The organism is Aegicerativicinus sediminis (assembly GCF_015476115.1).
Lineage (GTDB): Bacteria > Bacteroidota > Bacteroidia > Flavobacteriales > Flavobacteriaceae > Aegicerativicinus > Aegicerativicinus sediminis.
Genome location: NZ_CP064295.1, coordinates 1,095,111 through 1,120,105 on the forward strand (window position 1 = coordinate 1,095,111; position 24,995 = coordinate 1,120,105).

Annotated in this window: 16 protein-coding genes; 9 read left to right on the forward strand and 7 right to left on the reverse strand. The window is 36.4% G+C overall.

Annotated elements, in window-relative coordinates; genetic code table 11:
• The first annotated feature begins 105 nt into the window (after positions 1-105).
• Together ISU00_RS04900 and ISU00_RS04905 are read left to right on the forward strand one after the other, a co-directional pair.
• Positions 106-498 (forward strand): DUF1905 domain-containing protein, encoded by a 393-nt coding sequence (locus tag ISU00_RS04900; RefSeq protein WP_228852927.1) that lies wholly within the window; start codon positions 106-108, stop codon positions 496-498.
• Positions 489-1,145: a class I SAM-dependent methyltransferase gene (locus ISU00_RS04905; protein ID WP_228852928.1), complete on the forward strand. Its 657-nt coding sequence runs from the start codon at positions 489-491 to the stop codon at positions 1,143-1,145. The genes ISU00_RS04900 and ISU00_RS04905 overlap by 10 nt, the downstream gene beginning before the upstream one ends.
• On the opposite strand, the gene ISU00_RS04910 is transcribed toward ISU00_RS04905, so the two are convergent.
• Positions 1,142-1,843, reverse strand: coding sequence for a DUF3575 domain-containing protein (locus tag ISU00_RS04910; RefSeq protein ID WP_228852929.1), 702 nt, complete (start codon positions 1,841-1,843; stop codon positions 1,142-1,144). The two genes, ISU00_RS04905 and ISU00_RS04910, sit on opposite strands and share 4 nt — an antisense overlap.
• Before the next feature lie 154 nt (positions 1,844-1,997).
• Entirely contained in the window at positions 1,998-3,821 is a 1,824-nt protein-coding gene (locus ISU00_RS04915; protein WP_228852930.1) for a tetratricopeptide repeat protein, read from the reverse strand.
• A 307-nt stretch (positions 3,822-4,128) separates the two neighbouring features.
• Here ISU00_RS04915 and ISU00_RS04920 point away from each other — a divergent pair, with 307 nt between their 5' ends.
• A complete protein-coding gene (locus tag ISU00_RS04920; protein WP_228852931.1) occupies positions 4,129-4,593 on the forward strand; it encodes a hypothetical protein in 465 nt (154 codons plus the stop codon).
• A gap of 52 nt (positions 4,594-4,645) precedes the next feature.
• Here ISU00_RS04920 and ISU00_RS04925 read toward each other — a convergent pair whose 3' ends face one another.
• The 5 genes from ISU00_RS04925 to ISU00_RS04945 all read right to left on the reverse strand — a co-directional run bounded on the left by ISU00_RS04925 (position 4,646) and on the right by ISU00_RS04945 (position 14,609).
• Complete coding sequence (locus ISU00_RS04925; RefSeq protein WP_228852932.1) at positions 4,646-6,469, reverse strand: prolyl oligopeptidase family serine peptidase; 1,824 nt, start codon at positions 6,467-6,469, stop codon at positions 4,646-4,648.
• Complete coding sequence (locus ISU00_RS04930; protein ID WP_228852933.1) at positions 6,462-9,386, reverse strand: glycosyl hydrolase 115 family protein; 2,925 nt, start codon at positions 9,384-9,386, stop codon at positions 6,462-6,464. The genes ISU00_RS04925 and ISU00_RS04930 overlap by 8 nt, the downstream gene beginning before the upstream one ends.
• 95 nt (positions 9,387-9,481) lie before the next feature.
• The gene (locus tag ISU00_RS04935; RefSeq protein ID WP_228852934.1) at positions 9,482-10,603 is read right to left on the reverse strand and encodes a glycoside hydrolase family 88/105 protein; all 1,122 of its coding nucleotides are present in this window, start codon (positions 10,601-10,603) and stop codon (positions 9,482-9,484) included.
• An 11-nt stretch (positions 10,604-10,614) separates the two neighbouring features.
• Positions 10,615-13,344 carry a glycosyl hydrolase gene (locus ISU00_RS04940; protein ID WP_228852935.1) on the reverse strand — a complete coding sequence of 910 codons (2,730 nt, stop codon included), beginning with the start codon at positions 13,342-13,344 and terminating at the stop codon, positions 10,615-10,617.
• Between the two features lie 5 nt (positions 13,345-13,349).
• Entirely contained in the window at positions 13,350-14,609 is a 1,260-nt protein-coding gene (locus tag ISU00_RS04945) for an oligogalacturonate lyase family protein (RefSeq protein WP_228852936.1), read from the reverse strand.
• 168 nt (positions 14,610-14,777) lie between these two features.
• Between ISU00_RS04945 and ISU00_RS04950 the strand changes: the two genes are divergently transcribed.
• The 6 genes from ISU00_RS04950 (at position 14,778) to rhaM (ending at position 24,980) form a co-directional block, all read left to right on the forward strand.
• Positions 14,778-17,228, forward strand: a complete 2,451-nt coding sequence (locus tag ISU00_RS04950; protein ID WP_228852937.1) for a glycoside hydrolase family 31 protein — start codon at positions 14,778-14,780, stop codon at positions 17,226-17,228.
• Positions 17,229-17,494: 266 nt separating this feature from the next.
• The gene (locus tag ISU00_RS04955; protein ID WP_228852938.1) at positions 17,495-20,623 is read left to right on the forward strand and encodes a SusC/RagA family TonB-linked outer membrane protein; all 3,129 of its coding nucleotides are present in this window, start codon (positions 17,495-17,497) and stop codon (positions 20,621-20,623) included.
• Between the two features lie 18 nt (positions 20,624-20,641).
• Entirely contained in the window at positions 20,642-22,138 is a 1,497-nt protein-coding gene (locus ISU00_RS04960; protein ID WP_228852939.1) for a RagB/SusD family nutrient uptake outer membrane protein, read from the forward strand.
• A 96-nt stretch (positions 22,139-22,234) separates the two neighbouring features.
• Positions 22,235-23,596, forward strand: coding sequence for a sulfatase-like hydrolase/transferase (locus tag ISU00_RS04965; RefSeq protein WP_228852940.1), 1,362 nt, complete (start codon positions 22,235-22,237; stop codon positions 23,594-23,596).
• Between the two features lie 29 nt (positions 23,597-23,625).
• Complete coding sequence (locus ISU00_RS04970) at positions 23,626-24,660, forward strand: glycoside hydrolase family protein (protein ID WP_228852941.1); 1,035 nt, start codon at positions 23,626-23,628, stop codon at positions 24,658-24,660.
• A 5-nt stretch (positions 24,661-24,665) separates the two neighbouring features.
• The gene (gene rhaM, locus ISU00_RS04975) at positions 24,666-24,980 is read left to right on the forward strand and encodes an L-rhamnose mutarotase (protein ID WP_228852942.1); all 315 of its coding nucleotides are present in this window, start codon (positions 24,666-24,668) and stop codon (positions 24,978-24,980) included.
• Positions 24,981-24,995: the final 15 nt, after the last annotated feature.

A 24,995-nucleotide genomic window follows, 5' to 3' on the forward strand; every position in this document is an offset into this window, starting at 1 on the left:
AAAATATAAATTAAAATAACCGTTGGATGTTTTTAAAGAAAGACAATGTTTATGGATTATCCCAAGGCCAAGCGATCATTTATAACAGATTCTCTAGCTTAATTTGTGATAAAATTTATAGTTCTTACATTTAAGTTTTATCCATTTAAAAAATTGATTGCATCATTGAATTGTGGCAACAAATTAGATTACTCCCTACTGAAAGGAAAAATTAAATACGATTATGATGCAAAAATGTGGCAACACGCGTCACCTGGTGGTTGGTACTTTGTATCTCTACCAAAAAAACTATCTATTGAAATCAGGGAACATTTAAAATGGCAAGAAGAGGGTTGGGGAAGAATGAAGGCCTTTGCTAAAATTGGAGAGATTATCTGGGAAACTTCAATTTGGTTTGACACCAAAAAGGATACTTACATCCTTCCAATTAAAGCCGAAATAAGAAAAAAATCTAAGCTGAAAATTGACCAAATTATTCAAATGAGCATTTGGATTTAGATATGGAAAAACCTAGGGGCGCCGATAAAGAAACTTTTGAAACTTGGAACAACATTGCCTCAATGTACCAAGACAAGTTTATGCATTTAGATTTGTATAATGAGACCTATGATTATGTCTGCAAAATAATTAAAAAGCCAAAGGCCAAATTATTGGATGTTGGCTGCGGACCAGGAAACATTACTAAATATCTGTTAGAACAACGAACAGATTTTGAAATTTTAGGAATAGACATTGCTCCCAATATGGTCAATTTGGCTCAAAAAAATAACCCGTCCGCAAGGTTTTTAGTTATGGACAGCCGAAATTTAACCGAATTAAATAGCACTTTTGATGGCATTGTTGCAGGGTTCTGTTTGCCTTATTTTTCACCCACTGAGAGTAAAAAATTTATTTCTGAATCTTCTAACTTACTTGAAGAAAATGGCCTGATCTATTTGAGTTTTGTTGAAGGAGAATCGTCAAAATCTGGTTTCAAATCTGGAAATGCTGGAAGGGTTTACTTTTATTACCATCAATTAACTGTTTTGATGGACTATTTGGTCCTAAATGATTTTAGTGATTTTAAAATGTTCAAGGTGAATTATAAAACTTCTGAAAACGAATATGACATTCACACCATAATAACCGCAAAAAAACTAGCCTAGAAGTAATAGGAAATTCCCAAGTTTAAACTTAAAAGATCAATATCTAGATTAAAATTTGTTCGAGTTATAACTGTTTCTTCCTCATCAGAAGGTGTCACCGTTTCTTTAGAATGTTGAAATCCTAAAACACCTACATTCACTTCAAAAGCGAAACCTTTTTGCACGATTAAAATTACTCCCGGTGTAAAGGCAATTCCATAATTACGGTTTTTAATGTCAGCCGTCGTTACATCCTCACCTGTTGTACTTGTCTCGTCGCCGTTTCCAAAGCCAAATTCGAGTCCGGTTTGGGTAAAAAGAAAAAATCTGTTATTAGCGCCAACGGGAATATAATATCTTACAAAAGGCGTAATTGCAAAAGATTTTAGGCTGCGATCCAGAAAGGTGTTTGGCCCAAAAGTATTCACATTTTCTGAATCTTCATTTTCAGACGAATAATCTAAACCCAATCCAACCGCAAAATGGTTCTGTAAAAAATAACCTCCAGCCGACTTAATTGAAAAATTAGAAACATCTGAAGAAATTACATTTTCCAACAAATTTTTATTGTTTTCTTTTTTTGTATTGCTGTAGGAAACTAAAAGGGCAACAAAGGCGGAGTTCTTGTCTAGGAGGCTTTTATCTTCGGTTTGAGCCTGTAAATGAAAATTAAGTAAAAGACTAAAAGCAATTGTGATGCAAGGAAAATTAAGTTTCATTTTTATCGAATAAATTTTGTTCTAATTTCTTATTCCCCAGAATTACATAAAGATACCTTTAATAAGGCTTGTTTGACTATTCTAATGTAAAGATTAAGGAATTGTATGCAAAATTCAACTCATTAACTCTATATCCGTCGCAATTATGCAGGTATTACTTTAGCCAGCTTTTGGCCCGAATCACAGAGGGAAGATCATTATCTGCATGTTTCCATGCCTCTAGAAATTTTTCATATGCGATGGTAGTCTCTCTTTTATTTCCTTGAGCTCGTTCTAATTCAGCCAGTCCATAAAGAATATAACCGCTATTGGGACTATTTTCTAAAGCTTTGGAAAACATTTCTCTTGCCTTTTCCCATTTTTCATGCTTTAAATAAAACCAACCCATCATTTCCTCGGTTTGCATCCAATACAAAGGTGGGTCTGAATATTCTTGAGAATTTTCAACTTTCAGAGCTTTTAGAAAAAGTTGTTCTGCCTTTTTAAATTCCCCCTTTTTTGGTGAAGCTATTTCAGCTTGTAACAACAGGGAATATCGATTGATTGGACTTTCAAAAATGCTCTTTACAGATTCATTCTCATCAAGTTCTTCCCCGTTAATCATCGTTCTATAGTTTTCGGCATCTAATTCATTCGCATATTGATCTGCAAGAGTAAATTTTCCGTTTTCTACGGCCTGCATACCCTTAAAAAAATTCAACAAACTATTTACTATAGGTTTTTTTATGGGCAACCCTTCCATGAATTTCTCATTCTTGTTTAGTTCATTTAAGGTTGACACAGCCCTATCCCAATCCCTAAATTTTAACCAAAGTTCTGCACGTCCAATAGTAGCCATATAAAAATTTATTGTACTCACTCGAATATGTATAGGATCTTTCCGGTCGTGGGTCCATTTCGTTGTATCAAGTAAACGTTCTTGCCAACGATATGCCTCCTTAACCCTACCTTGTTCGGCAGAATTTGCAGTAAGAAAACGTAGATTGTGCCCAAAGTTCCAATTATAAGCCGGACTTAAATTTGCCGAGGCTAGATAAATCGAATCTACTTTTAAAGAGTTTAAAAAGTGCTCTCTCGCTTTCTCGTAATCCCCAAGATTGTAATATATATGCCCAGGCATATGTACCATATGGCCAGAATTAGGTGTTAATGTGGCTAATTTTTTGGCGCTTTGGAGAGCTTGTTCCGGTGCGGTTTGCTCCATTTGATGAATCCAAAAATGATTTACCCCCGGGTGATTAGGATGGGTATTTAAAAGATCTCTCAGGAGATATTCAGCAATCAAAGTATGCTTTTTAGGTCTTCCGTATGGTTCATAATCATAGTCCAGTCCATTATTCCACAAGATAAGTTTGGCATCAACATCCTCTGGATATTCCAAAATCACCTCTTGCATCACCTGTGTAAATTTCTCTTTAGCTTTTTGTTCGTCTTCTTCCTCTAGCATCAGCTTAAGAGCCTTGATATACTTTTGCTCTTTATCGGACAACTTGGCGGAAAGCGATTCTGCCATTTTCATGGCATCCATTTGGCCCTTTTTGAGCGTTGGGTCAGGATGCCTCATCAATGAGATTGCCATGCCCCAATAACCCATAGCGGCGGTACTATCTAATTCTGTTACATGCTTGAAAGACCTATATGCTTCAAAACGCCAAAAATCGTACATAAGGGCTAGGCCTTGGTTGAAATAAGTTTGTGCTAAATCTGAATTAGTGGTGATTTTTAAATTACTATAACCAACTCCTTCCATTAGGCCAGGACTTGGCAGGTTGTCAGCTATACTAGTTACAGGAGTTACGCAATGCTGATGGGGATAAATAATTCCTGAAGTATTTTTAATATATGTTCCGCAAATTGTCTGTTTAAAAAGAGATGGAAGTAACGAAGTTTTCTTTTGTGTTTTTGGCTCTTCATTAAATTGAGGAATAAGTAAACCTATTAACACCAAAAAAGGGAATAAACTGAATAATGATTTCATGAAAAGTAAAAAATTAGCAGGTTAATGTTAAAAATCCGATAATGTAAATTTTGCTAAAAATTTGATTCCATGGGAGGATTTAGCATTTAAGCATACTCGGAATTCATTGTTTGGTTCCTGCCTGCTTAAGCTGATTCTCAGGGTGAGAAATAATCTTTCTTTTTACTAATATACTATTTATCAGTCTATAATCGAAATTAACATTATTAACTACTAAAAGGAGGGTCCGTGAAGGCTAAAAAATCCATAAAGCAATTTTTCTCGTATATTTACTTGCAACCCAAATCTTAACCTAACAACCTACATTATGAAAACTACCTTTTCAATACTTTTATTTTTTCTAACATTTTCTGTCTTTCCACAAGTCTCTTTTAATATTGGAAATGCCCAATTAGAAAGTGACTTACACAGCATTAACCGCCAAGGAACTTCCAATTATATTTCTTTTAAACAAGAGCTCAGTGTATCCTTCAATATCCCTGTACAGAAAATTGATTATATGAGATCGGAACTTCATCTAATACCAGGTGAAATCTTCCTAACCCTAGAAATTGCTAGATTAACTAGACGTTCTTATGTTGATGTACTAAGAGTTTATGAAAAAGATAAAGCCAAAGGATGGGGCTATATTGCTAAACAATTAGGAATAAAACCCGGATCAGCAGAATTCCACCAACTTAAAAACAACGCAAGTTCTAAAAAAAGTAAATGGAAAAGTGCTTCTAATGGCCATGGTAACAGAAATAAAAATTCCAAAAAGAGGAAATCGTAATCAGTTTTTAGATAGAATTAAGCCAATCATCTTTAGTCCAGAACCGAAAAATCTATTTGAAATAGGTTATTAACTGGTTTAAAACTGACGCATCAACTTGGATTACCGTTCCGTGCCTAGCACCTTTAGGAAATACAATATTTTCTGAAATATCCTTCCAATTTTTTAAATCGGAAGATTCAACGGCGCCGTAGCTCTTTTCAATGTATTTATCGAAATAAACGCGCCATACTCCGTCCCTTTCCAAAGCAGTGGGGCCTTCCGCCCAATAATCTCCAGTAATTGGAGTACTGGCGATAGAATAGGGTCCCGTTAAATGGGTTGAAGTCGCTATCCTAATGTTTTTTTCAACAGGATTGCGGGTTTCATTTTTTAAAAACATTAGAAAGCTGTTTCCATTTTTCACAATGGAAGCGTCTATAACATTAAAACCAGGTTCATATAAAAGTTTAGTATCTGCAAAAGTTTTGAAGTCCTTGGTTGTGGTATAATAAATACGGTGGTTGTATCCATTTTCTTCCTTACTCTGAGTTTCAGGAAACTTCCCTTGAATGGTGCTGGACCAGTAAATCATAAACAAATTGTCTTCTTGATCATAGGTGATTTCTGGAGCCCAAGTGTTTCTCGTCCCAGATTCATGTGTCATAACAGGTAAAAACTGCTGTTCCGACCAATGAATTAAATCTGGAGAATTAGCGTATCCAATCCCTTTATCTGTCCAACTAACCGTCCAGACCATATGATACATTCCATCACCTCCTTTAATTATGCAAGGGTCTCGCATTAAATTGTCCTTGCCAACCCTAGGGATCAGAACGGATTGGTCATTATTTAATGGATTCCAGATTAAACCATCCCTACTGTATGCCAGATGCAAACCATCCTCTCCATTTCCTTTAAAATAGGTGAAAACATAACTCTGATTGGAAGGAATTATGTCGTTTGCTTTTAACCATTTTTCACAAGCTTGTGGCCAAGTGTTATTTGTTCCATCCCTACCCAAACCAAAACCATGCCCCCCATCTTCATAAACATGCATTTCGGCAGTTACACCATGTTCTTTAAGCGCCATATAATAATTGATGCTATTTTCTACAAGTACCGCCCCATCATCTGTTGCATGGACCAAGAAAGTCGCCGGAGTATTTTCATCCACTCCTAACTCATTAGAATAGTTCTGAATATCCTCCACTGACGGTGTTTTACCTAATAAATTTTCTTTGGAACCCATATGGGTAATATTATTATCCATAGATATAACTGGATACATCAATATTGAAAAATCTGGCTTTGCACTCGTTTGATCGGCCTCATATACCCTTTCATTGTATTGAGTGGAAAGCGTGGAGGCCAAATGTCCCCCCGCTGAAAATCCTATAATCCCTATTTTATTTGGATCTAATTTCCATTTGCTCGCATTTCTTCTTACCATTCTAATAGCTTCTTGAGCATCTTGTAGAGGACCTATCCGTTTGTCCTTCATAATTAAATCACTTGGTAGTCTATACTTAAGTACAAAAGCAGAGATCCCAATAGAATTAAACCATTTAGCAATTTTTGACCCTTCTTTATCCATTGATAAATGCTTATACCCACCCCCAGGAAAAATCACCACTGCACTTCCATTTGTAATTTTAGGATCCGCCAAGAATATTGATAAGGTAGGTATAGAAACCATTGAAGTGCTTGTTAAAATACCATTTTCCGCAATTTTGGGCTGCTCTTTATAATCGCTGTTATTAATTGAATTTGGAATTCCTTTAGGCCAGAGCTCTATAATTTCTGTTTGAGACCATAAGTTGGACGATAACAGAAAACCGATAATAGATATAACTAAAGTTAATTTTGACACGGATTTGATTTCTATATTAATCATCTTCATTAGCTTTTAAATTAATCCTTGTTTCGGGCATTAATTTATACGGTAAGGTTATAGTTCCGCTATTATTTAAAACAATATAATCAATAATTACTGCAGGGTCTAAACTATAAATTTTAATAGTTTGTTTCCCAACTTCAGAAATTGGCGCCTTGATATATTGAATTGCTTTATTACTTAATACATTTATCTTCCAAGTCTCGCTACGACCTTCTGTCTTAAAATTTACAACCTCAATAGGTCCGTCATTGAATTGCACCCCAATTCTTAACTCCCCATCGGTTGTAACAGCATGATTAGGCAATGCAACTATGGAAAGAACAGCATTTTCATTTAAATTTTCAGTATAAATTTCATACTCCGCTATAGCAGAGTTTTTAAAATCCGTAATTGAAAAGTTTTGCGATAGGGGTTCAGATTGGATAACATTAGAAGTATGACCTAATCCAGTTATAGTATTCCACTGAAAGGTTTCAGAAGGAAGTATTTTTGAAAAGTGTTCAGCGTAAATAACGGCCATACCATTTTTCTCCACAATTGAATTGAGAGGAGCTGTTTTATAGCTATCTGATAAATTAATCTGGATGTCTTTTTCAAATTGTTCAGTTGCAATAGTAAATTTACCCTTCTCAGTTGAACCAGAATTAATCCAATCTTTCCAGTCTATTGAGAAAAATAAGCGTTTTTCTGAAATGCCAGAAGGATTCAATTCACCCGAAACCTCATCTACCACAATCCAACTAGGTTTGTTCGTTATTTGCCAAGAAGCAATTTTTTCTGTGGTTAGATATAAATCCAAAAAATGACTTTGCGTGTCATTTAGATAAAATTTCGGAAGTCTCATAGCGGCATTCATATCGGAAAATTCTGTTTCAGGAGAAATTCCCATAATTTCCTCTGTTTCTTTAATTTTCAAATCGATAATAGGATCATCAAAAACAGGAAGCTCCCTTGGTTTCATATACATAATTCCTCTCCATTTTCCATTTGATAATTCGTTGTAAGTCTCCGTCAGTTCAACAATCTTCTTATATGAATCGTGTGCCAGTTTTTTATACTTTAATGAACTCAACCTTCCTTGATTTGCATATGCCAATGCCTTATCTCTATACAAGAATTTTTGGTTCATGCTAGAAGCCGCCTTTACGGGGTATCCAACTAATTGATAAAAAGAACTTTTCCTTTCATTAGGGATTTGGGGTTCAATTTGTTCTAATTCATTTTCCAGATTCTGGTAAGATTCTAATCTCAACTGAATTTCATCACCATTTATAAATGGAACATAACTAGTATTATTAATGGGTGTGGTTGGTTCCGTTTGGCTCCACCCCATAAATTCTGGTCGGCGTTCAAAGGCTAATTGATAATATTTGGTTTTAATTTCCTCTATTTTATTTCCAAATTCCTCACCAAAAATTTCTGTATAAAACTTTTGTTGATGGGTTTTAATGGACTTCGATTTGAAAAAGGCCTTGGCATTATAAGCCATGTCTAAGAAAAGTTGAGTATTATATTCTAACGGTTTGATATCTCCAACATTTAAAATCCAAATTTGCTTATTATTAAGGGTATAGGCTTTTATCATTTCTTCTCTCATCAAAGCAGGATTGGTAGAACTCAACCAAAGGTAATCGTGTGGCCTCCCCCAATAAGATGCATGATAGTAAACGCCAGACCCTCCTTTTCGCTTTTGTTCTTCAGAGTTGCTTAAGGCTCTTATATAACCGTAATTATCATCTGTCCAAACAAGAGTTATATCTTCTGGGATAACCAAACCGTTTTTGTATAAGTCTAATACCTCTTTATAAATTGTAAAAGCTTGGGGTATTTCACTCACCGATTCATTAATATTTGTTTCAAGCATATTTCGTTGATCGGAAATTATGTCATCCAATAAACTTACAGCCTCCTCCTTACTGTTAACTCCCTCCATACCACTATCATGCACCCCTCTCATTCCCATGGAATAAATAGCATCTATATTTTTGGATTCTTTAACTCGGGTTTCCCAATAGGTATGTACAGCATCCCTATTGTTTTTATAATCAAAATGGCCCATTGTTTCTTCCTCCCACTCATCAACATTGTTTCTCAACATAGGTTCGGCATGGGAAGTTCCAATAACGATATTATACAAACTAGCCATTTTAGCATTTCCAGGATAATGAAAGAAAGCTTTAGTACTTGGGTGCATTGCGGGCCAAATAGTATTAGCCTTTAATCGGAGAAGAAGCTCAAATATTTTGGAATAGGTCTTAGGTCCGATATCACCTATTTCAGGCTCAAACGTATCGGCTGCCCAAGGTTGCAATCCCCAGTCTTCATCATTTAAAAATATCCCTCTGTATTTAACGGTTGGCTCATCGCTGAAAAAATCCTTTTGCGCCAATATCAGATTTTCAGATTTCCTAATTGGAACATCCGCCCACCAATACCAAGGAGAAACACCAAGTTTTTCTGAAAGTGAAAACACACCAAAAGCTGTTCCTCTAGCATCCGTACCTCCAATTACAAACGCCTTGCTGATTTTTTCAGTGGGGGCATTTATAGTTTTATACAAATAGCTTTCCCATTGATTTGTAAACGTATTTGGAAAATCATTTTGGTTTAGCAGAGGATTTAACAATTCACTACCAATTGTGCCAATTATTATGACATTTCCTTCTAAACCCTCCAATGAATTGGATACCGTAGGTTTATATCCGGATATGGCATAAATATCCTTCGCCAATAAATGAGATGAAATTGAGTCTAAACCTTTTCCAAACTGGTATACAATTGCAGTTTGAGTTTGCTCGGTTACAATTTCAAAATCTGTAGGGTTGGAGGTTGCTGTTTCTGAGGTATTACAACTAAAAGCTAACAGTACGAAAATATAACTGTCAGTAAACAAAATCTTAAAGTAATTCCCCATGCTGTAAGAATATGTTTTTCTATTGATCTATATTCTTTAAAGATTTTAGAAATTCAGCAACCCAAAAGAAATTGAATAGCTATAACAATTAACCATTAATGGTCCATTCTATATATTTCTGCTCCGGCTAATAAGAAACACCCCAAACCATAGTCTTCAAAATCTGGAATCTTATCATAAGACAAAGGTTGTCCTTCTGATGGTTCTTTCCCCGTTGACTGTAGATACCCCAAAAAGCCATTTTCGTGCAATGCTAATTTGGTCATTGCGTTCCAGCCTTTCAATATAAGTGGCATATAAGTGTCTTTGTCTAAAATACCATTATTTACACCATAAGCCATTCCATAAACAAACAAGGCTGTTCCGGACGTCTCCTTACCTCCATAATGATTTGGATCGTGAAGGCTTACATTCCAAAAGCCATCCGTTCGCTGTACTTTGGCCAATGCTTCAGCCATAGCCTTTAAATCAGAAATATATTGTTGTCTATGCGGGGCATTTTCTGGTATAATGGATAGCACTTTTGCAAGGGCGCCTATAACCCATCCATTACCGCGACTCCAATAACAATCTTCACCATTGGGTTCTTTATAAGGAGGATCAAAATCTGCATCGCGCCACCACAAGCCATCTTTATCATTAAACAAACCATTATCTCCATGCTTATTCCTGGTATACATATACATTTCATACATTTTCTCGAAATAACGAGCATCATTTTTCAGAACACCAAGTTTTGCAAACACGGGCATTCCCATTTGTATGGCATCAATCCAAGACCAATCGTCAAGTTGTGGCGTATTCAACAACATATCCGTTAACGCCAATGTATTTCTTAACTTTTTAGAATCTGGTTCTAAATTGTATAAATCAATATAAGTTTGGGCAGCACAATAATCATCTGCGTTGCGGTTTGCATTTCCGTTCCTAAATCCCCAACCGTGAAATTCTGACCAATCATAGGCATATTTGTAATATTCTTCTTTGGGATAAATTCCATAAAGAGCCATAAGGCCTTCGTAATACACACCTCGAGTCCAAATGTTGCTTGGTCGCTCCCTATTTGTTACAATAGTTTTGCCTACATCTGGCCATTTTTCCATAAAATATTTATTGGCTACAATTAGATGATTTAGAACTTCCTTTCGGTCAAGAGTTTGACCCAATGAAGATAGTCCGAAAAGTAGAGCTGTTATAAGTATGAGCTGTTTAAACATTGCTTGTTAGATTAGTTAAATTGAATTTTTTTCAATGGAGTAATAGTCACAGGACCTAATAAACCAGAGGGCATTGGCGCCCACAACGTTGCATCAAAAGGTTTGTAATCTTTGTTAACCATATTAATTTCTTCAAATATTTTCCATTCCTCTCCCCTCATTTCCTTCGCCCTTATTCTGTTAGCGGCCAAATTGGAGACTTTAACAACCAATAAATTTGTGTCGTTTAATGCGCCTGTTTGAATTGCAAAAGGTACTGACCAAGCCGTACCCAAGAATTTACCGTTAAGCCAAACTTCAGCACTCTCCCTTACATCACCCAAATTTAATTGCCAATTATCTGCTTCTATATCTGGCTTTTGGAATTCAATTTTATATTCTGCTGAACCAGAAAATTCAGCTGCTTCACCACCAAGTTCAGTCCAAGATTTCAACTCATCAAGTTCTATTTCTGAAGGAATTTTTGGTCCTCCCGTAATAAAATTTAATTTCCATTTTTGGTTTAGTTGGAATGGTTTATCAGAAACTGCATAATTATTCCATTTTGAAACGTTAGAAACTTTAGAGCTTTTCAGGATTAAAGATGTACCAGATGGAATGTCAACATAAACCTTAGTCTTTCCATTCCCTATTCTTGTTTCCGCTTTTCCATAATTACCAGTAAGAGGATCATAAATTACAACCTCCTCAGCCATTAAATTTAGAGGTATAAAGGCTGAAACACCAGTGCGTGTGTGGTTGACCAAATAATAGACTTTTTCACCATTAACATCCCTTCTAATATATTTTAAACCATAATCCACTATGGATTCTGGAGTTATTGAAGCCTTCTCCAAATCACCAATAATATTGTTTGACGGTAAGACTAAATCTTTTGAATCCTCTATCAATTTCAAAAGTTTGGATTCTTTCTCTTTATATTCAAAGTAACCTGGAACCGATTCAGGCATTCCTTGAAATATGATATTAGCGCCGGACTTCTTCAATTCGAGCAATTTATTAAAGGTCCTGATTGGCATTTTGTTGCAATCTGGAATAACTAATCCTTTATATTTTCCTCCTGGCAAAACAATAAGTCCATTTTCCACACTTGCTTTAGAGACAAAATCATCTGAGGTAAAATCGACACCATACCCCGCCGACATTAAAGCTTTTGAGATCTTATAAAATTCAGTATCTAACAACCATTCGTTTAAAGAGTGAATTTTAAACTGAAAAAATAAATCTCCCTTTAAATAGCTGTCCCACACATCATAAATTGGCCAATAAACCAACAAGTCATTGTCTGGCTTTCCAAGTTGGAGCATCGATTGGCATCTCGCTATATAACCAAAAAGAGCATCTGCATCTTCCCAAATTGGATTTGTAGAATTAAAATTAACCGATGCATAAAACTTCCAGCCTGGCCAAACCGCCCTTTCAGGAGAATATGTTGAGCCGTGTAAAAAAACATGATTTACACCATTGAGCAACAAGTCTTCCACCTCAGGTTTGCATTGAGATAATGCAGTCTTAAAATGGTCTCTTAACCATGTAAAAGTTTCAGAAGACACCAAAGGTTTTCCTGATATATGAGCGGCAGAAGAAGAAAATTTCAACATAATAGGGTCTGCATCACCTTCCCGTACATCCTCCTTCTCCCTTCTGAAATTTGGAATGTCATAAGGCATAGAGCCAAATGTTTCACATTCGGGAATATCTGCTGAAGCATATAAATCTATTAGATTGCCCGGTGAGCCGTGTGCTTGCAATTTTGTTTTAAAACCGTGATTATTTGCCCATTTATCCCAAGGTTTGTCAAAATCGTTCAATAACAAATCCGACAACGTTTCCCTATAATCACTACGTACACGATTCCCTTCATTAGATGGAACTGAATCTAATAGCAAATCTAATTTTCCCTTAAGATCGTAACCTCTTCTGGCCTCGAATTCTTCAAAAAATTGAGGGGTAAAATCAGTTCCATACACCTCATAACTGTCATTAAAGATTGCCCTTAATTTATGATTTAAACTTTCAAATGCCTCGTCGAACGGCTTTACATAAGAATCTAAAGCCTGTTGGGAATAATGGTCTAAAGTAAGGCCGGCACCTCCAGGAGCAGCCCGCTTTACTTTCTGGTTAGTTTTTCCAATGTAAACTTCATAAAGGGTAAAATCTGATTTTTTCTTTTCCCATACCAATTCACCTCCTTTGATCTGAGATGTTAGGTCTAAAACCGCTCCATCAACACCAAAGGCCAACAAATACTTTAATTTTGAAGATTTTTGCTCTTTCGGGTTATCTGGTTGGATTTTCAACTTAAGTTTTTCCCCTTTTGGAAGCAAGGTTTTATCTATGATCAATTTGGTAGCAGCGTACTCCTCTGTTACTTGTGGGCCTCCATAAGGCCAACCTGTACCAAGCGTCATATCTACCCCTAATTCTAAACTGTCGGCAATCTTTATGGTGTAATCCAAAAGTTCTATCCATTCTTTAGAAAGAAAAATCAGATTGTTTTTCTCTTCTCCCTTCACCCCATAAATGGGAGTTATTTCAACACCTCCCAATCCAACATTTTTAAATTCAGTTAAGGACCTTTTTATGTTTTTCTTATCTACGGCATTTCCCATCCACCACCAACGAGTCCATGGTTTGGTCGTACTTTCTATATCTGGCCAACCTTCAGTATTTTGGGCCTCAGCCTGTGTAACACCTAAGATTATTGTAATAAGAAATATGAGTTTAATCTTTAATTTCATGCCTACTATTGATATAATTCTACTGCATAAATCTGGGATTCTCCCTCAAAATTAGCCCTAAAAATAATCTGTTTGCCATCTGGTGAGAAGTGCACGTTTGGTTCTAATTCATAGTCGTGGTTTTTCATATTCACTAATTTTTCAGAAACCAAACTGTCTTTATTAGGTCTAAAATGATAAATCCACATACCATCCTTGGCATGGGCAACTTGACTCTCATCTCCACCGTCACCAGCAAAAGTTGTTAGGTCTGGTGAGATATTATAGTGTATAGACCAGTCATCCCTTTTTAAACCATATTTGGTTAGTTTGTTATCTGCCAGATTATATCCTGCCAAGAAAAAAGTTTCACCTCTTGGAATTTGTAAATCGAACCAAATTGTACTACCATTTGGGCTAAAAAATTCATGGCCTGCAATTTCCCTGTGAACACTTCTTTTATGGATAAGTCTATTTTCGCCAGTATTAATATTGATATTCCAAATGCGATCTACCTTATGCCAAGGTCCTTCATGGCAATACATCAACAATTCAGGATCTGTTGGGGAAAATTGGATATGGTTTAACCAAGCTTTCTCTGAATAAATATTCTTGTATTCTTTAGAATTTACATTAATGGTGATGAGACTTCTTTCTAATTTGGCCTCATAAATTTTTTCAAAATAGCTAGATTTACTCGGATTTTTCTTGAAAATTTCATTTTCCTCCTTTGTAATTAAGGCCCCTCCCAATAAAGTTTCGTCGGCATTTAGTGTAGTAACAGAACCTATGACATCATCATCGAATTTATAAATGAAATCGGTTTTATGTGTATCTATATGGGTAGCGAAAACGCTATCTGCAATCATATAAAACACTTTCCGTGTCTTTTTTCCAACAATTTCACCCCTTTTTCTTCCTTCGTTGCTGGTAATTTGGTCTACATCTTTAGTCTTAAGATTTACCGAGAAATACTGATTGGTACTATCTACCTCGCCCATAAAAATCATTATATCAGAAGTTCCATCGGAAGACTTTAGGAAGGGGTTATTATGAAAATAGAAACTGCGATTAGATCCATCTCTCAAAACAAGTTTTTCAATTTGATGCCCTGTGGAAGAATCTATCCAAACTTTTTGTTTAGAGCTTTCAGCTCCTGTCTCCATCATTGGGAAATGGGAAAGTTCTTCCTTCTGGTTTTCTTTCTGTTCAACTGTTTTTTCTTCCTTGCAGGATGGAATTAAAGTCAAAATAGCCAAATAAAAAAGGATTGTAAATCGGTTCAACTTTTTATAGAATTTAGGTTCATTTCGGTAAATATATTTTTTGCTTGCTAGTATTCCGTCCTGTAGTATCCCGATAGAGAATCCTTAATCTTCTACAGTATTCAGCAGGATACTCATACTTAATTTTTCAAATATCTTTGGACTTCATTGAAAATTATTCCCTTCAACATGATCAGTAAAAACCATTTGAATTTCATATTCGCCTTTTTAATTATAAGGGTTGTATTTGCCCAAAATTTTGTTGGTGATTTTGAAAATATTCTAAATCAAAAGGAAAGTGAGTTAACAATCAAAACGACAAATTCTACCATTAATATTCAGTTTTGTTCACCAACAATAGTGCGTTTTAGAACTAGTTGGACAGGTGTTTTTGAAGAGCGAGACACCCTTATGATTTCAAACTACAATTGGACCCCCGTGAAATATAATTTGGAAGAGTCTTCGAATGAAATAAAACTGACTACTTTACAACTAGATGTTAGAATAAATAAAAATCCCTTCACTTTTCAGATATTCGATAAAAATGGTGAGCTACTGTCATCCGAAATAGCCGATTCTAATTATTCTATGGGTGCTTACAAGCAAAATCAAATGGTAGGAACCCAAAAAAGACTGCATGCCGATGAACATTTTTTTGGTTTTGGTGAGCGCATGGATTTTCTGGATAGAAGAGGAAAAAAACTGAGATTAAATGTGGGGCGTGGCATTGGTAGGCCACACATTATTGGGGCTTATAATGTTTTGGAAGCCAATTATTCTCCAGTGCCTTTCTTCATGAGCACCAAAGGATATGGGATATTTTTTCACAATGCTTACCCTACCAATTGGGATATGGGTCATACCAATTCAAACACCTATAGTTTTGAGGCTGAAGGAGGAGAGCTTGATTACTTTTTGATCTATGGGCCAACTTTCCCTGAAATCTTAAATGGTTATACATCTATTACTGGGAAAAGCCCTTTACTTCCAAAATTTGCCTTTGGCCTACATGTGGGTACTTATAGCGGCGGAACCTGGGGACATGAAGAATTAACGTCTGGAGATTATGTGGTTAAATTAGCTGAAACTTTTAGGGATTTACAAATTCCATTAGACGTTCTCCACCTCGATTCTACTTGGCGCATATTTGGAGAAAATGGTGGTAAAGGAGCAACCTCTTTTGAATGGAGAGAAACTTTTACCAATCCGGAAAAAATGTTTGATGACTTGTACAAGCTTAATTTAAATATGGTGGGGTTACATCTTAGACCTCGTTTTGATAATGGAAAAACCTTACGTCTTTTGGATAAGGCTAGAGAAAAGGGGTTCGTCTACCCCGAGGAGGACAATCCTGGAGAATTTGTCAATTTTTTTGATCAAAACGCAGTTGATTGGTGGTGGAATAATGGTGTTATGAGAGTTGCTGAACAAGGAGCCATGTTTTTGAAAACCGACGAAGGAAGTGCTTTTGGACATAAAGCCAATGAAAGTGAAAAAATCGGCCCACAGGGAGAAGAAATTAAAAAACTTCATAATCTTTTCCCGTTAGTTTATGCCAAAGCTCCTTATGAAAAGTTTCAAGAATACAATGGAATACGAGGAATGAATCAAACTCGGGAAGGCTATGCCGGGATTCAACGATATCCATACATTTTTGCAGGTGATTGGCCTAGTGAATGGCAATATTTTGAACCCGTAATAAAGGCAGGGTTAAATATTGGTCTTTCAGGTGTTGGATATTGGACACATTGTATGGGTGGTTTCGAACATGTTGCAGATCCTGAGCTTTATATAAGATGGACCCAATTTGGATTAATGAGTCCGATTGCACATTTATTCGGAATGGAGCATCCTAATTACAAAGAACCTTGGAATTATGGGGAAGAGGCACAGGCTATTTTTAAGCAATACGACGAACTAAGGTATAGTCTAATTCCCTATTTATATAGTACGGCTTATGACATGTACAAAACAGGAAAGCCGATCATGCGGGCCTTAGTAATGGATTACCAAAATGATCAAAACGTATATGACATAACAAATCAATACATGCTCGGTGCTTACCTAATGGTTTGCCCTGTTACGGAAAAAGGAGCACAAACTAGAGTTGTATATCTTCCTGAAGGTAATTGGATAAATTATTGGACAGGCGAATCTCTAGAAGGTAAAAAACATTATAATGTTTTATGCCCACTCGATCAAATGCCGATTTTCATTAAAGCTGGAGCAATTATTCCTTCTCAGGAAGTTGTTAACTATGTTGGTGAGAAAACCATTACAACATTAGATCTAGCAATTTACCCTTCAACAAATTCTAAGTTTACAGTTTATGACGATGATGGCAAAAGCTTAAACTATCAAAACGGAACATTTATCTCTCGGGAAATAACTGTTGAAATGAATACCTCCAATTTGAGTATAACCGTTGATGCTCCAAAAGGTAATTTCGAATCTAAAATCAAGAATTACAATCTCCAAATTCATTTAGGGAATAAACCAAAATCTATAGAAATTAACAAGGAACTGTTTTTGATAGGTCAAGATGCTAATAATGCAGGGCAAATCTTATACAGAGACAGTATTCTATCCATTCCAATAGAACTTAGTAACAATTCTTTACAAATAAGTATCAAAAAATAATTCTGTTCAATATTTCAAAAAATTTTTTGGCCGGTATTTACAATTGACATGGCCTAAACTGGATAGCTAATTTTATTTAGAAATTATTTTTTGGATTTTTTTAATCTTTTAACCGTTTGATTAATAGTATAATACGCCTATTCAGTTGACTGAACGTTTGTGTAATTATCAACTTTCCTGCAGGTAGGTGCAGGACACAATTTGGATGTTGTTAGCCCTATATTCGTTAAACAAACTCATTCATTCACTAACTTAATAATCTCACAATGAAGCATTTTTATGATGGCAGGAAATCAAAATTAGCAGTTTTTCTCTGCTGTTTGATTTTTACAATTGGGGTATTTGCTCAAAATAGGGAAGTTACAGGAACCGTAACTTCTGAAAGCGGGGAGCTTCTTCCCGGAGTGAATATTCTTCAGAAAGGAACGACCAACGGCGCCGTAACAGATTTTGATGGGAAATTTTCTGTTTCTCTAAACACAAATACTACTGAAATTCTTGTTTTTTCCTATATAGGTTTTAAAACAACTGAGGTAAATGTGGCGGGGCAAAGCAATATAAACGTGATATTGCCTGAGGATACAGAAGCCTTAGACGAAGTTGTTGTCATTGGTTATGGTACACAGAAGAAAACGAGCGTAACAGGTGCAGTATCTTCTTTTGAAGCGGAGGGATTAGACGAGCGTCCAATTGCTAGATTAGATCAAGCACTAGTAGGACAACTTGCTGGTGTTAGGGTAAAACAAACATCTGGTATCCCTGGTGCTGGATTTACGGTACAAATACGTGGTTCTGGTTCTATTAATGCCAGTAACGAACCTTTATACGTTATCGATGGGTTTCCTTTAGATACAGACGGTGAGCCTTCTAACTTAAACCCAAATGATATTGAGTCAATCCAAGTTTTAAAGGATGCATCTTCTACTGCAATTTATGGATCCAGAGGATCTAATGGTGTTGTGCTTATAACCACCAAGCAAGGAAAACTTGGAAAACCTCAAATTACTTTTAATACGTATGCCGGTTGGAGTGAAACTGTGAAAAAATTAGATGTGTTGTCTGCCGAAGAGTGGATTGATCGTGCAGTAGAGCATCAGAATTATGCTTACGTTAGAAATTTTGGAGCACAGGGTGCCACGTCTTCAGACAATAATGATAGAAGAAGAGAAATCTTAGGTGTAGCACCTGGTTCATATAATGTTGGTTACATGTACGATGAACGTTGGTTTGAGCCTGGACATCCTGGTTTAGATTATGTTGATTGGCAAGATTTATTCTTTAGAAAAGGGTTTGTTCAAAGCTATCAACTTTCTGCCAGAGGTGGAACAGATATTACTAAATACTATGTTTCTGGAGACTATTTAGACCAAGAAGGTATTGCAATTGGTGTAAACAACGAACGTTTTAGCGTTCGAGCGAATCTTGAAGTTACACCTTCAGATAAATTCAAATTCGGCTTAAATGTCTCTCCTTCTTATGGTGTTGTTGATGATCCGGGAGTAGAAGGAAAGGATGCGATTACCCATATTATAGTTGGACAAACGCCTGTGGTTGAATCCTCCGTTGGTGCGGAATTTACGAACACAGGAGACTTTCCTGGCTATGCTTGGGCAACAAGTAGGGTAAGCCCAATAGCAGAGGCAAAAAATGTAAAAAGAACAACAAAACGTTTTAGAAATTTGGCAACTCTTTTTGTCGAGTATGAACCATTTAAAGATTTGCGTTATAGAGGTAGTATCAACTCTGATTTACAAATAACACAATCAGATCGTTTTACGCCATCTTGGGTAACTAGAAATAGGACGGCTTCAGGATCTAAATCAGGAGATACCAGAACCTCGTTCGTAACCGAGCACACCCTAAATTACATGACTTCCATTGGCAATCATAATTTTAATGCCTTAGCTGGATATTCGTTTAACATATTCAAATTCGACAACTATAGTATTAGTGCAACTGGTTTTCCATCGGATGATGTCACCACCATTAATGTTGCTGCTACAACAAGCGGCTCGGGTAGCGAGAGTAAGAACACAATGATTTCATATTTTGGAAGATTGCAATACAACTTTGCAGAGAAATATTTCTTACAGGGAACCTTAAGACGGGATGGTTCCTCCCGATTTGGAAACAATACTAAATGGGGTACCTTCCCTTCTGTTTCTGCCGGTTGGAGAATTAGTCAAGAAGATTTCCTTAAAGATAATGACGTTATCAATGAATTAAAATTAAGAGGTAGCTGGGGTATTTCAGGTAACAACAATATTGGAAATTACGAGCATATTGCAAATTTAAGCAACACTAATTATAGCTTTAACGGAACCATTGCAAGTGGTCAATCTCCTAGCAACTTTGCCAACCCAGACCTTAGTTGGGAAAAATCTGAAAGTATCAACATTGGTGTCGACGCAGGACTATTTCAAAATAGAATATTTGCTTCGCTTGAATACTATACCAAAAGAAACACAGATCTTTTATTAAGTATACCTGTACCAACCTCTAGTGGGTTTGGCAGTGCCTTAACGAATATTGGAGAGGTGCTAAATCAGGGTTGGGAAGTAGAACTTACAACAAGAAACTTTGCTAATGGCGATTTCAAATGGACGACCAACCTAAATTTCAGCCATAATACCAATGAAGTGAAAAAACTAGGTCCAAATAATACCCCTATTCTAGGAGGTTCATGGGATATCACCCATAACATTTTGGAAGTTGGCAGACCAATGTATACACTTTATTTAGTTCAACAAGACGGATTGCTGACCACAGCGGATATTGATAATGGAGTGGCTCTATATGGTAACCAACAGCCTGGTGATCCCAAATATGTAGATCAAAACGGGGATGGTATTATAAACGCGGATGACAGAACTTATTCTGGCCAACCAGATCCTAGCTATGTGTGGGGTGTTACTAATTCGTTTAACTACAAAGGGTTCGATCTTTCTGTTCAGGTCCAAGGCCAATGGGGCGGAAATATTTATTCAACTTTCGGGCGAGCAATGTATAGAACCGGTATGGGTTTAACAGAAAACACATTGGGCAAAGCACGTGACAGATATGTTTGGCAAGAGGGAGCGATTGTTACTGAGGCAGATGTTGCGGGTAAGGAAAGAAAATCTCCTTCTGTTTTCGGACGTATTAAGAATACCGATTGGTTATATCCAAATGATTATTGGAGAATTAGAAACATTACTCTTGGTTATGACGTGGGCTCGCAAATCAAATCAGATTTTATTGATGGGGCTCGAGTTTATGTAACCATGGAAAACTGGTTCGGAGGCGATAAATACGACGGTGGTTTTAACCCGGAAGCGGTTAACAACAGTGGTGATGATTACGGAGCCTTCCCACTGTCTAAATCGGTAATATTTGGTATTAGCCTTAACCTTTAATTAAAAATGTTATTAAAAATGAAAAATATATTTATTGTGCTAATTTCATTGATAGCCTTAACCTCCTGCGAGGATGAGCTCTATCAAGCACCCATATCGAACAGAAGTGCTGCTGACTTCTATAGAAATGAAACAGATTTTGAACAAGCAATTGTAGGTGTTTATAACGCTTTAGGATATCATTCCATATCCAATTTCTACCTGGCTGATGTACGATCAGACAACTTTTATGTTCCAGGTTTGGCAGGTGTAAGAGAGTGGATACCAATCTCTAATCTAAATAGAAACCTTACCACTAATCCATTAATAAGGGATGGATGGGATGATCCTTATGTAGGTATTCTAAGAGCCAATAGTGTTTTAAACTATCTGAATTCAAATGTAGTGCCAGAAGAATCTACGAGAAACCGAATGGAAGGTGAAACTAAGTTTTTAAGAGCTTTATTTTATTTCGATCTTGTTCGCTTCTATGGAGGAGTTCCAATCATTGATAAATTAGTTACACCAGGTGAAGCACTCGATATCCCAAGATCATCAGTCCAAGAAGTTTACAATTTTATTGAAAGTGACCTAAATGATGCAATTAGTTTATTGCCATCTACAGTGCCAGTTTTTGGCAAACCGTCCTCAGTAGTTGCCAAAGCATTATTGGCTAGAGTATATTTAACAATGTCGGGGCCAGCATACGGGATAAACGGTCCTGGCCTAGGAGCTAATAAACAAAATGATGCCTTAGGATTACTAAACGATGTAATAAATAGCGGTCAATATGGTTGGGTAAATGACTATGCTTCCATATTTAAATCGTCTTCAGAAAATAACCCAGACATTGTGTTTTCTATTCAAAATATTAATGATGGAGCGGGTGGTGATAGAGGAATCGGTACAATACTTCCTACATTAATGTACCACGAATCTTGGGCTAGAGTAAATCTACCATTTGCCGGAGGAGTTCCTAGTGATGGTATTATTGAACCTTCCAACCAACTTCTAGATTCTTATGATGAAAATGATGTGCGCGACGATTTTTCCATTTTGCGCAGTTGGACAGACGCCAATGGCAATGTCAGTAATAATGCAATGATTATTAAGTTTTTAGATTTGGAAGATTTGCCGGTAGATCGTTTTAACTGGGGTATTAATTTTCCTATTATCCGGTATACGGATATATTGATGATGAAAGCTGAAATTTTATTACAAAGTGGCGGCAGCCAATCTGAAGTGGATGATATTGTAAATATGGTAAGGGAACGGGCCGGTTTAGATCCCATATCTAATGTAACTTTAGATATGCTTCTTGAAGAAAGAAGAAAAGAATTCTTTGCGGAAGGTCTGAGATGGCACGATTTGGTTAGAACTGGTAAGGTAATTGACGTGATGAATGCTTGGATAGCAGTTGATGACGATGCCGGGGTTATGAATCAAATGGAACCAAATTTCATTATTTATCCTGTTCACCAAAACCAATTGGAAGTTAATCCTGGACTTTACGAACAAAACCCAGGTTATAACTAATAATATTAACGACTCTAATTATTTGAGTTAGTTAATTAGTGAGAAGAAAGGCTTTGGTAACTATATCAAAGCCTTTTATATATTTAGAATCGGGGAATGACTAAAAATTTATTCATAATACTTAGCATTTGCACACTTCAATTGTCTTGTAAAAATCAAGATAAATCGGAAGAACTCCCGCAATTAAATTTCTTAGTGATAATTGCCGATGATGCCGGATGGAATGATGTTGGCTATAATGGGTCTGAAATAAACACTCCAAACATCGATAGCATTTCTGAAAAAGGAATTCGTCTTAACCGTTTTTATGTTCTTCCTACTTGTTCCCCTTCTAGGGCAAGTTTATTGACTGGAATCCCCGCAAGCAGGTTTGGTATTGTAGCCCCAATTAGCGGTAGAAGTGAACTAAGTTTGCCAGATAATGTTTCAACCTTACCAGAAGTTTTGAAAACTAATGGCTATCAAACAGCCTTGTTTGGCAAGTGGCATTTGGGTTTAAAACCAGAAAGTGGACCTAAGGCTTATGGATTTGATTATTCATACGGTTTTTTGCACGGCCAAATAGACCAATACACACATAAATACAAAAATGGAGACCAAAGTTGGAACCGAAATGGTGAATTTATTACCGAAGAGGGCCATACTACAGATTTAATAGAGCGGGAAACCCTTGATTGGCTAACAGATAAACGGAACAAGGACAAACCGTTTTACATACAATTAGCTTATAGTGCACCGCATTTTCCACTTCAGGAAGAGGAGTACTGGAAAGAGCCTTATAGAAAAACCATTCAAAATAGTTCAAGAATAGACTTTGCTGCTTCTATGACTCATATGGATCATAGTATAGGGGCTGTTTTTGGAGCTTTAAAAGATTTGAATCTTCTTGAAAATACGGTCGTCATATTTATCAGCGATAATGGTGCTATGGAAAATTGGTTTCCAAAAGACCAGTACAACGGAAAATTTGGTCCAAATCCGGTTTTAGGCAGCAATGTTCCACTAAGGGACTGGAAATCGTCGAATTATGAAGGAGCATTAAGAGTACCAGCCTTTATTTACTGGAAGAACCATTTAAACCCAGGTATCTTTAAACAATACGTTTCTGTTATTGATATTATGCCCACCATCCTTTTTCTAGCTAATAATTCTAATCAAATTAATGGGATTGAAGGGAAAAATATATGGAATCAATTAACCCAGCCTAATGAGCCCTCAATCAGATCGATTTATTTGAGAGGGCATCTTCAGGAATGTGTTATTGAAAAACCTTGGAAATTAATTAGAACGAGGCATAAAAATGCTCCAGCTAATTTTGAACTTTACAACATTGAAAACGATCCTGAAGAGCAAAATAATGTAATTAACAACGAACCAAAGGTATTTCAACATTTGAAAGCCACTCTGGAGTTGGAATTCTCAAAGGATGCCAATGACGTAAATTTAGATATCAAATAGACGTTGCCATCCAAAATTATTGTATTAAAATGAAAAATGATTATCAAAAAATAAACCACTTCAATTTAAGGCTACTAACAGCTTTACTCCTTTTTGGAATGTTACCTTTCACCAACTGGGGTCAAGAAGATAATTTCGCTGATAAACCCCTATTTCGTGATCCGATTTTTGACGGGGCCGCAGATCCTTCTGTTATATGGAATAAAGCAGAGCAGAAATGGTTTATGTTTTATACCAATAGAAGAGCAAATGAAAAAAGGGCAAACGGTGTCTCGTGGGTACATGGCACTAGAATAGGAATAGCCGAATCTACCGACGGTGCCCATTGGACCTATAAAGACACTGCCAATATCAACTATAAATTCAAAGATATTACCTATTGGGCTCCAGACGTACTTGAGTACAAAGGTGTTTATCATATGTATTTAACCATAGTGCCTGGAATATTTGATGATTGGTACCATCCAAGATTTATAGTTCATCTCACAAGCAACAATCTACAGGATTGGGAATTTGAATCTAAATTAACCCTAGCATCGGATCGCTGTATTGATGCAACGGTCTTTCAATTGCCGAACGGAATGTGGCGCATTTATTACAATAACGAAAATGATGGCAAATCCATTTATTATGCAGATAGCAAGGATTTATATAATTGGGTTGACAGTGGACAGCAGGTTATAAAAGATAGGGGTGAAGGGCCAAAGGTTTTTAATTGGAAAAACCAGACATGGATGGTTAATGATGCCTGGGATGGGCTTGGAGTGTATTCTACCGAAGATTATATTCATTGGACACGGCAAGAATACAATTTATTGAAGGTTCCCGGTATTGGCAAAGATGATAATGTAAAAGGAGGACATCCCGATATAGTTGTTAATGATGGACGGGCCTATGTTTTTTATTTTACCCATCCCGGCAGGACTGAAAAAAATAAGGGTAAAGACAATTATGCTACAAGACGTAGTTCTATACAAGTTGCTGAATTAAAATTTGAAAATGGTGTTATTAGTTGTAATCGTGACATACCCGTAAACATTCATTTAAAACCACCCAAACAATAATCCGCATGAAAAGAAATGCTTTTAAAATGCTTCTTAAGCCAGGTTTTGAAGCTGAATACAAAAAACGACATGATGAAATTTGGCCCGAGTTGGCCAGCCTACTTTCGGAGTCGGGTATTCAAGATTATAGTATTTTCCTTGATGAGGAAACTTCCATCCTATTTGCTGTTCAAAAATTAAGTGATGATTTTGATCCTAAATATTTGCCAAACCATCCCATTGTAAAAAAATGGTGGGCTTATATGGTGGATATTATGGAAACTAACCCCGACAATTCTCCCGTTGAATCTTCCCTAACTGAAGTCTTTCATTTAGATTAATTTCCTGAAATGATT

What these genes read in the sequence shown, in the direction of transcription:
- ISU00_RS04910 (WP_228852929.1), bottom strand. Translation starts at nt 1,843, where the DNA reads ATGAAACTTAATTTTCCTTGCATCACAATTGCTTTTAGTCTTTTACTT.
- ISU00_RS04955 (WP_228852938.1), top strand. Translation starts at nt 17,495, where the DNA reads ATGAAGCATTTTTATGATGGCAGGAAATCAAAATTAGCAGTTTTTCTC.
- ISU00_RS04965 (WP_228852940.1), top strand. Translation starts at nt 22,235, where the DNA reads ATGACTAAAAATTTATTCATAATACTTAGCATTTGCACACTTCAATTG.
- ISU00_RS04920 (WP_228852931.1), top strand. Translation starts at nt 4,129, where the DNA reads ATGAAAACTACCTTTTCAATACTTTTATTTTTTCTAACATTTTCTGTC.
- ISU00_RS04930 (WP_228852933.1), bottom strand. Translation starts at nt 9,386, where the DNA reads ATGGGGAATTACTTTAAGATTTTGTTTACTGACAGTTATATTTTCGTA.
- ISU00_RS04925 (WP_228852932.1), bottom strand. Translation starts at nt 6,469, where the DNA reads ATGATTAATATAGAAATCAAATCCGTGTCAAAATTAACTTTAGTTATA.
- rhaM (WP_228852942.1), top strand. Translation starts at nt 24,666, where the DNA reads ATGAAAAGAAATGCTTTTAAAATGCTTCTTAAGCCAGGTTTTGAAGCT.
- ISU00_RS04935 (WP_228852934.1), bottom strand. Translation starts at nt 10,603, where the DNA reads ATGTTTAAACAGCTCATACTTATAACAGCTCTACTTTTCGGACTATCT.
- ISU00_RS04950 (WP_228852937.1), top strand. Translation starts at nt 14,778, where the DNA reads ATGATCAGTAAAAACCATTTGAATTTCATATTCGCCTTTTTAATTATA.
- ISU00_RS04915 (WP_228852930.1), bottom strand. Translation starts at nt 3,821, where the DNA reads ATGAAATCATTATTCAGTTTATTCCCTTTTTTGGTGTTAATAGGTTTA.
- ISU00_RS04970 (WP_228852941.1), top strand. Translation starts at nt 23,626, where the DNA reads ATGAAAAATGATTATCAAAAAATAAACCACTTCAATTTAAGGCTACTA.
- ISU00_RS04940 (WP_228852935.1), bottom strand. Translation starts at nt 13,344, where the DNA reads ATGAAATTAAAGATTAAACTCATATTTCTTATTACAATAATCTTAGGT.
- ISU00_RS04960 (WP_228852939.1), top strand. Translation starts at nt 20,642, where the DNA reads ATGAAAAATATATTTATTGTGCTAATTTCATTGATAGCCTTAACCTCC.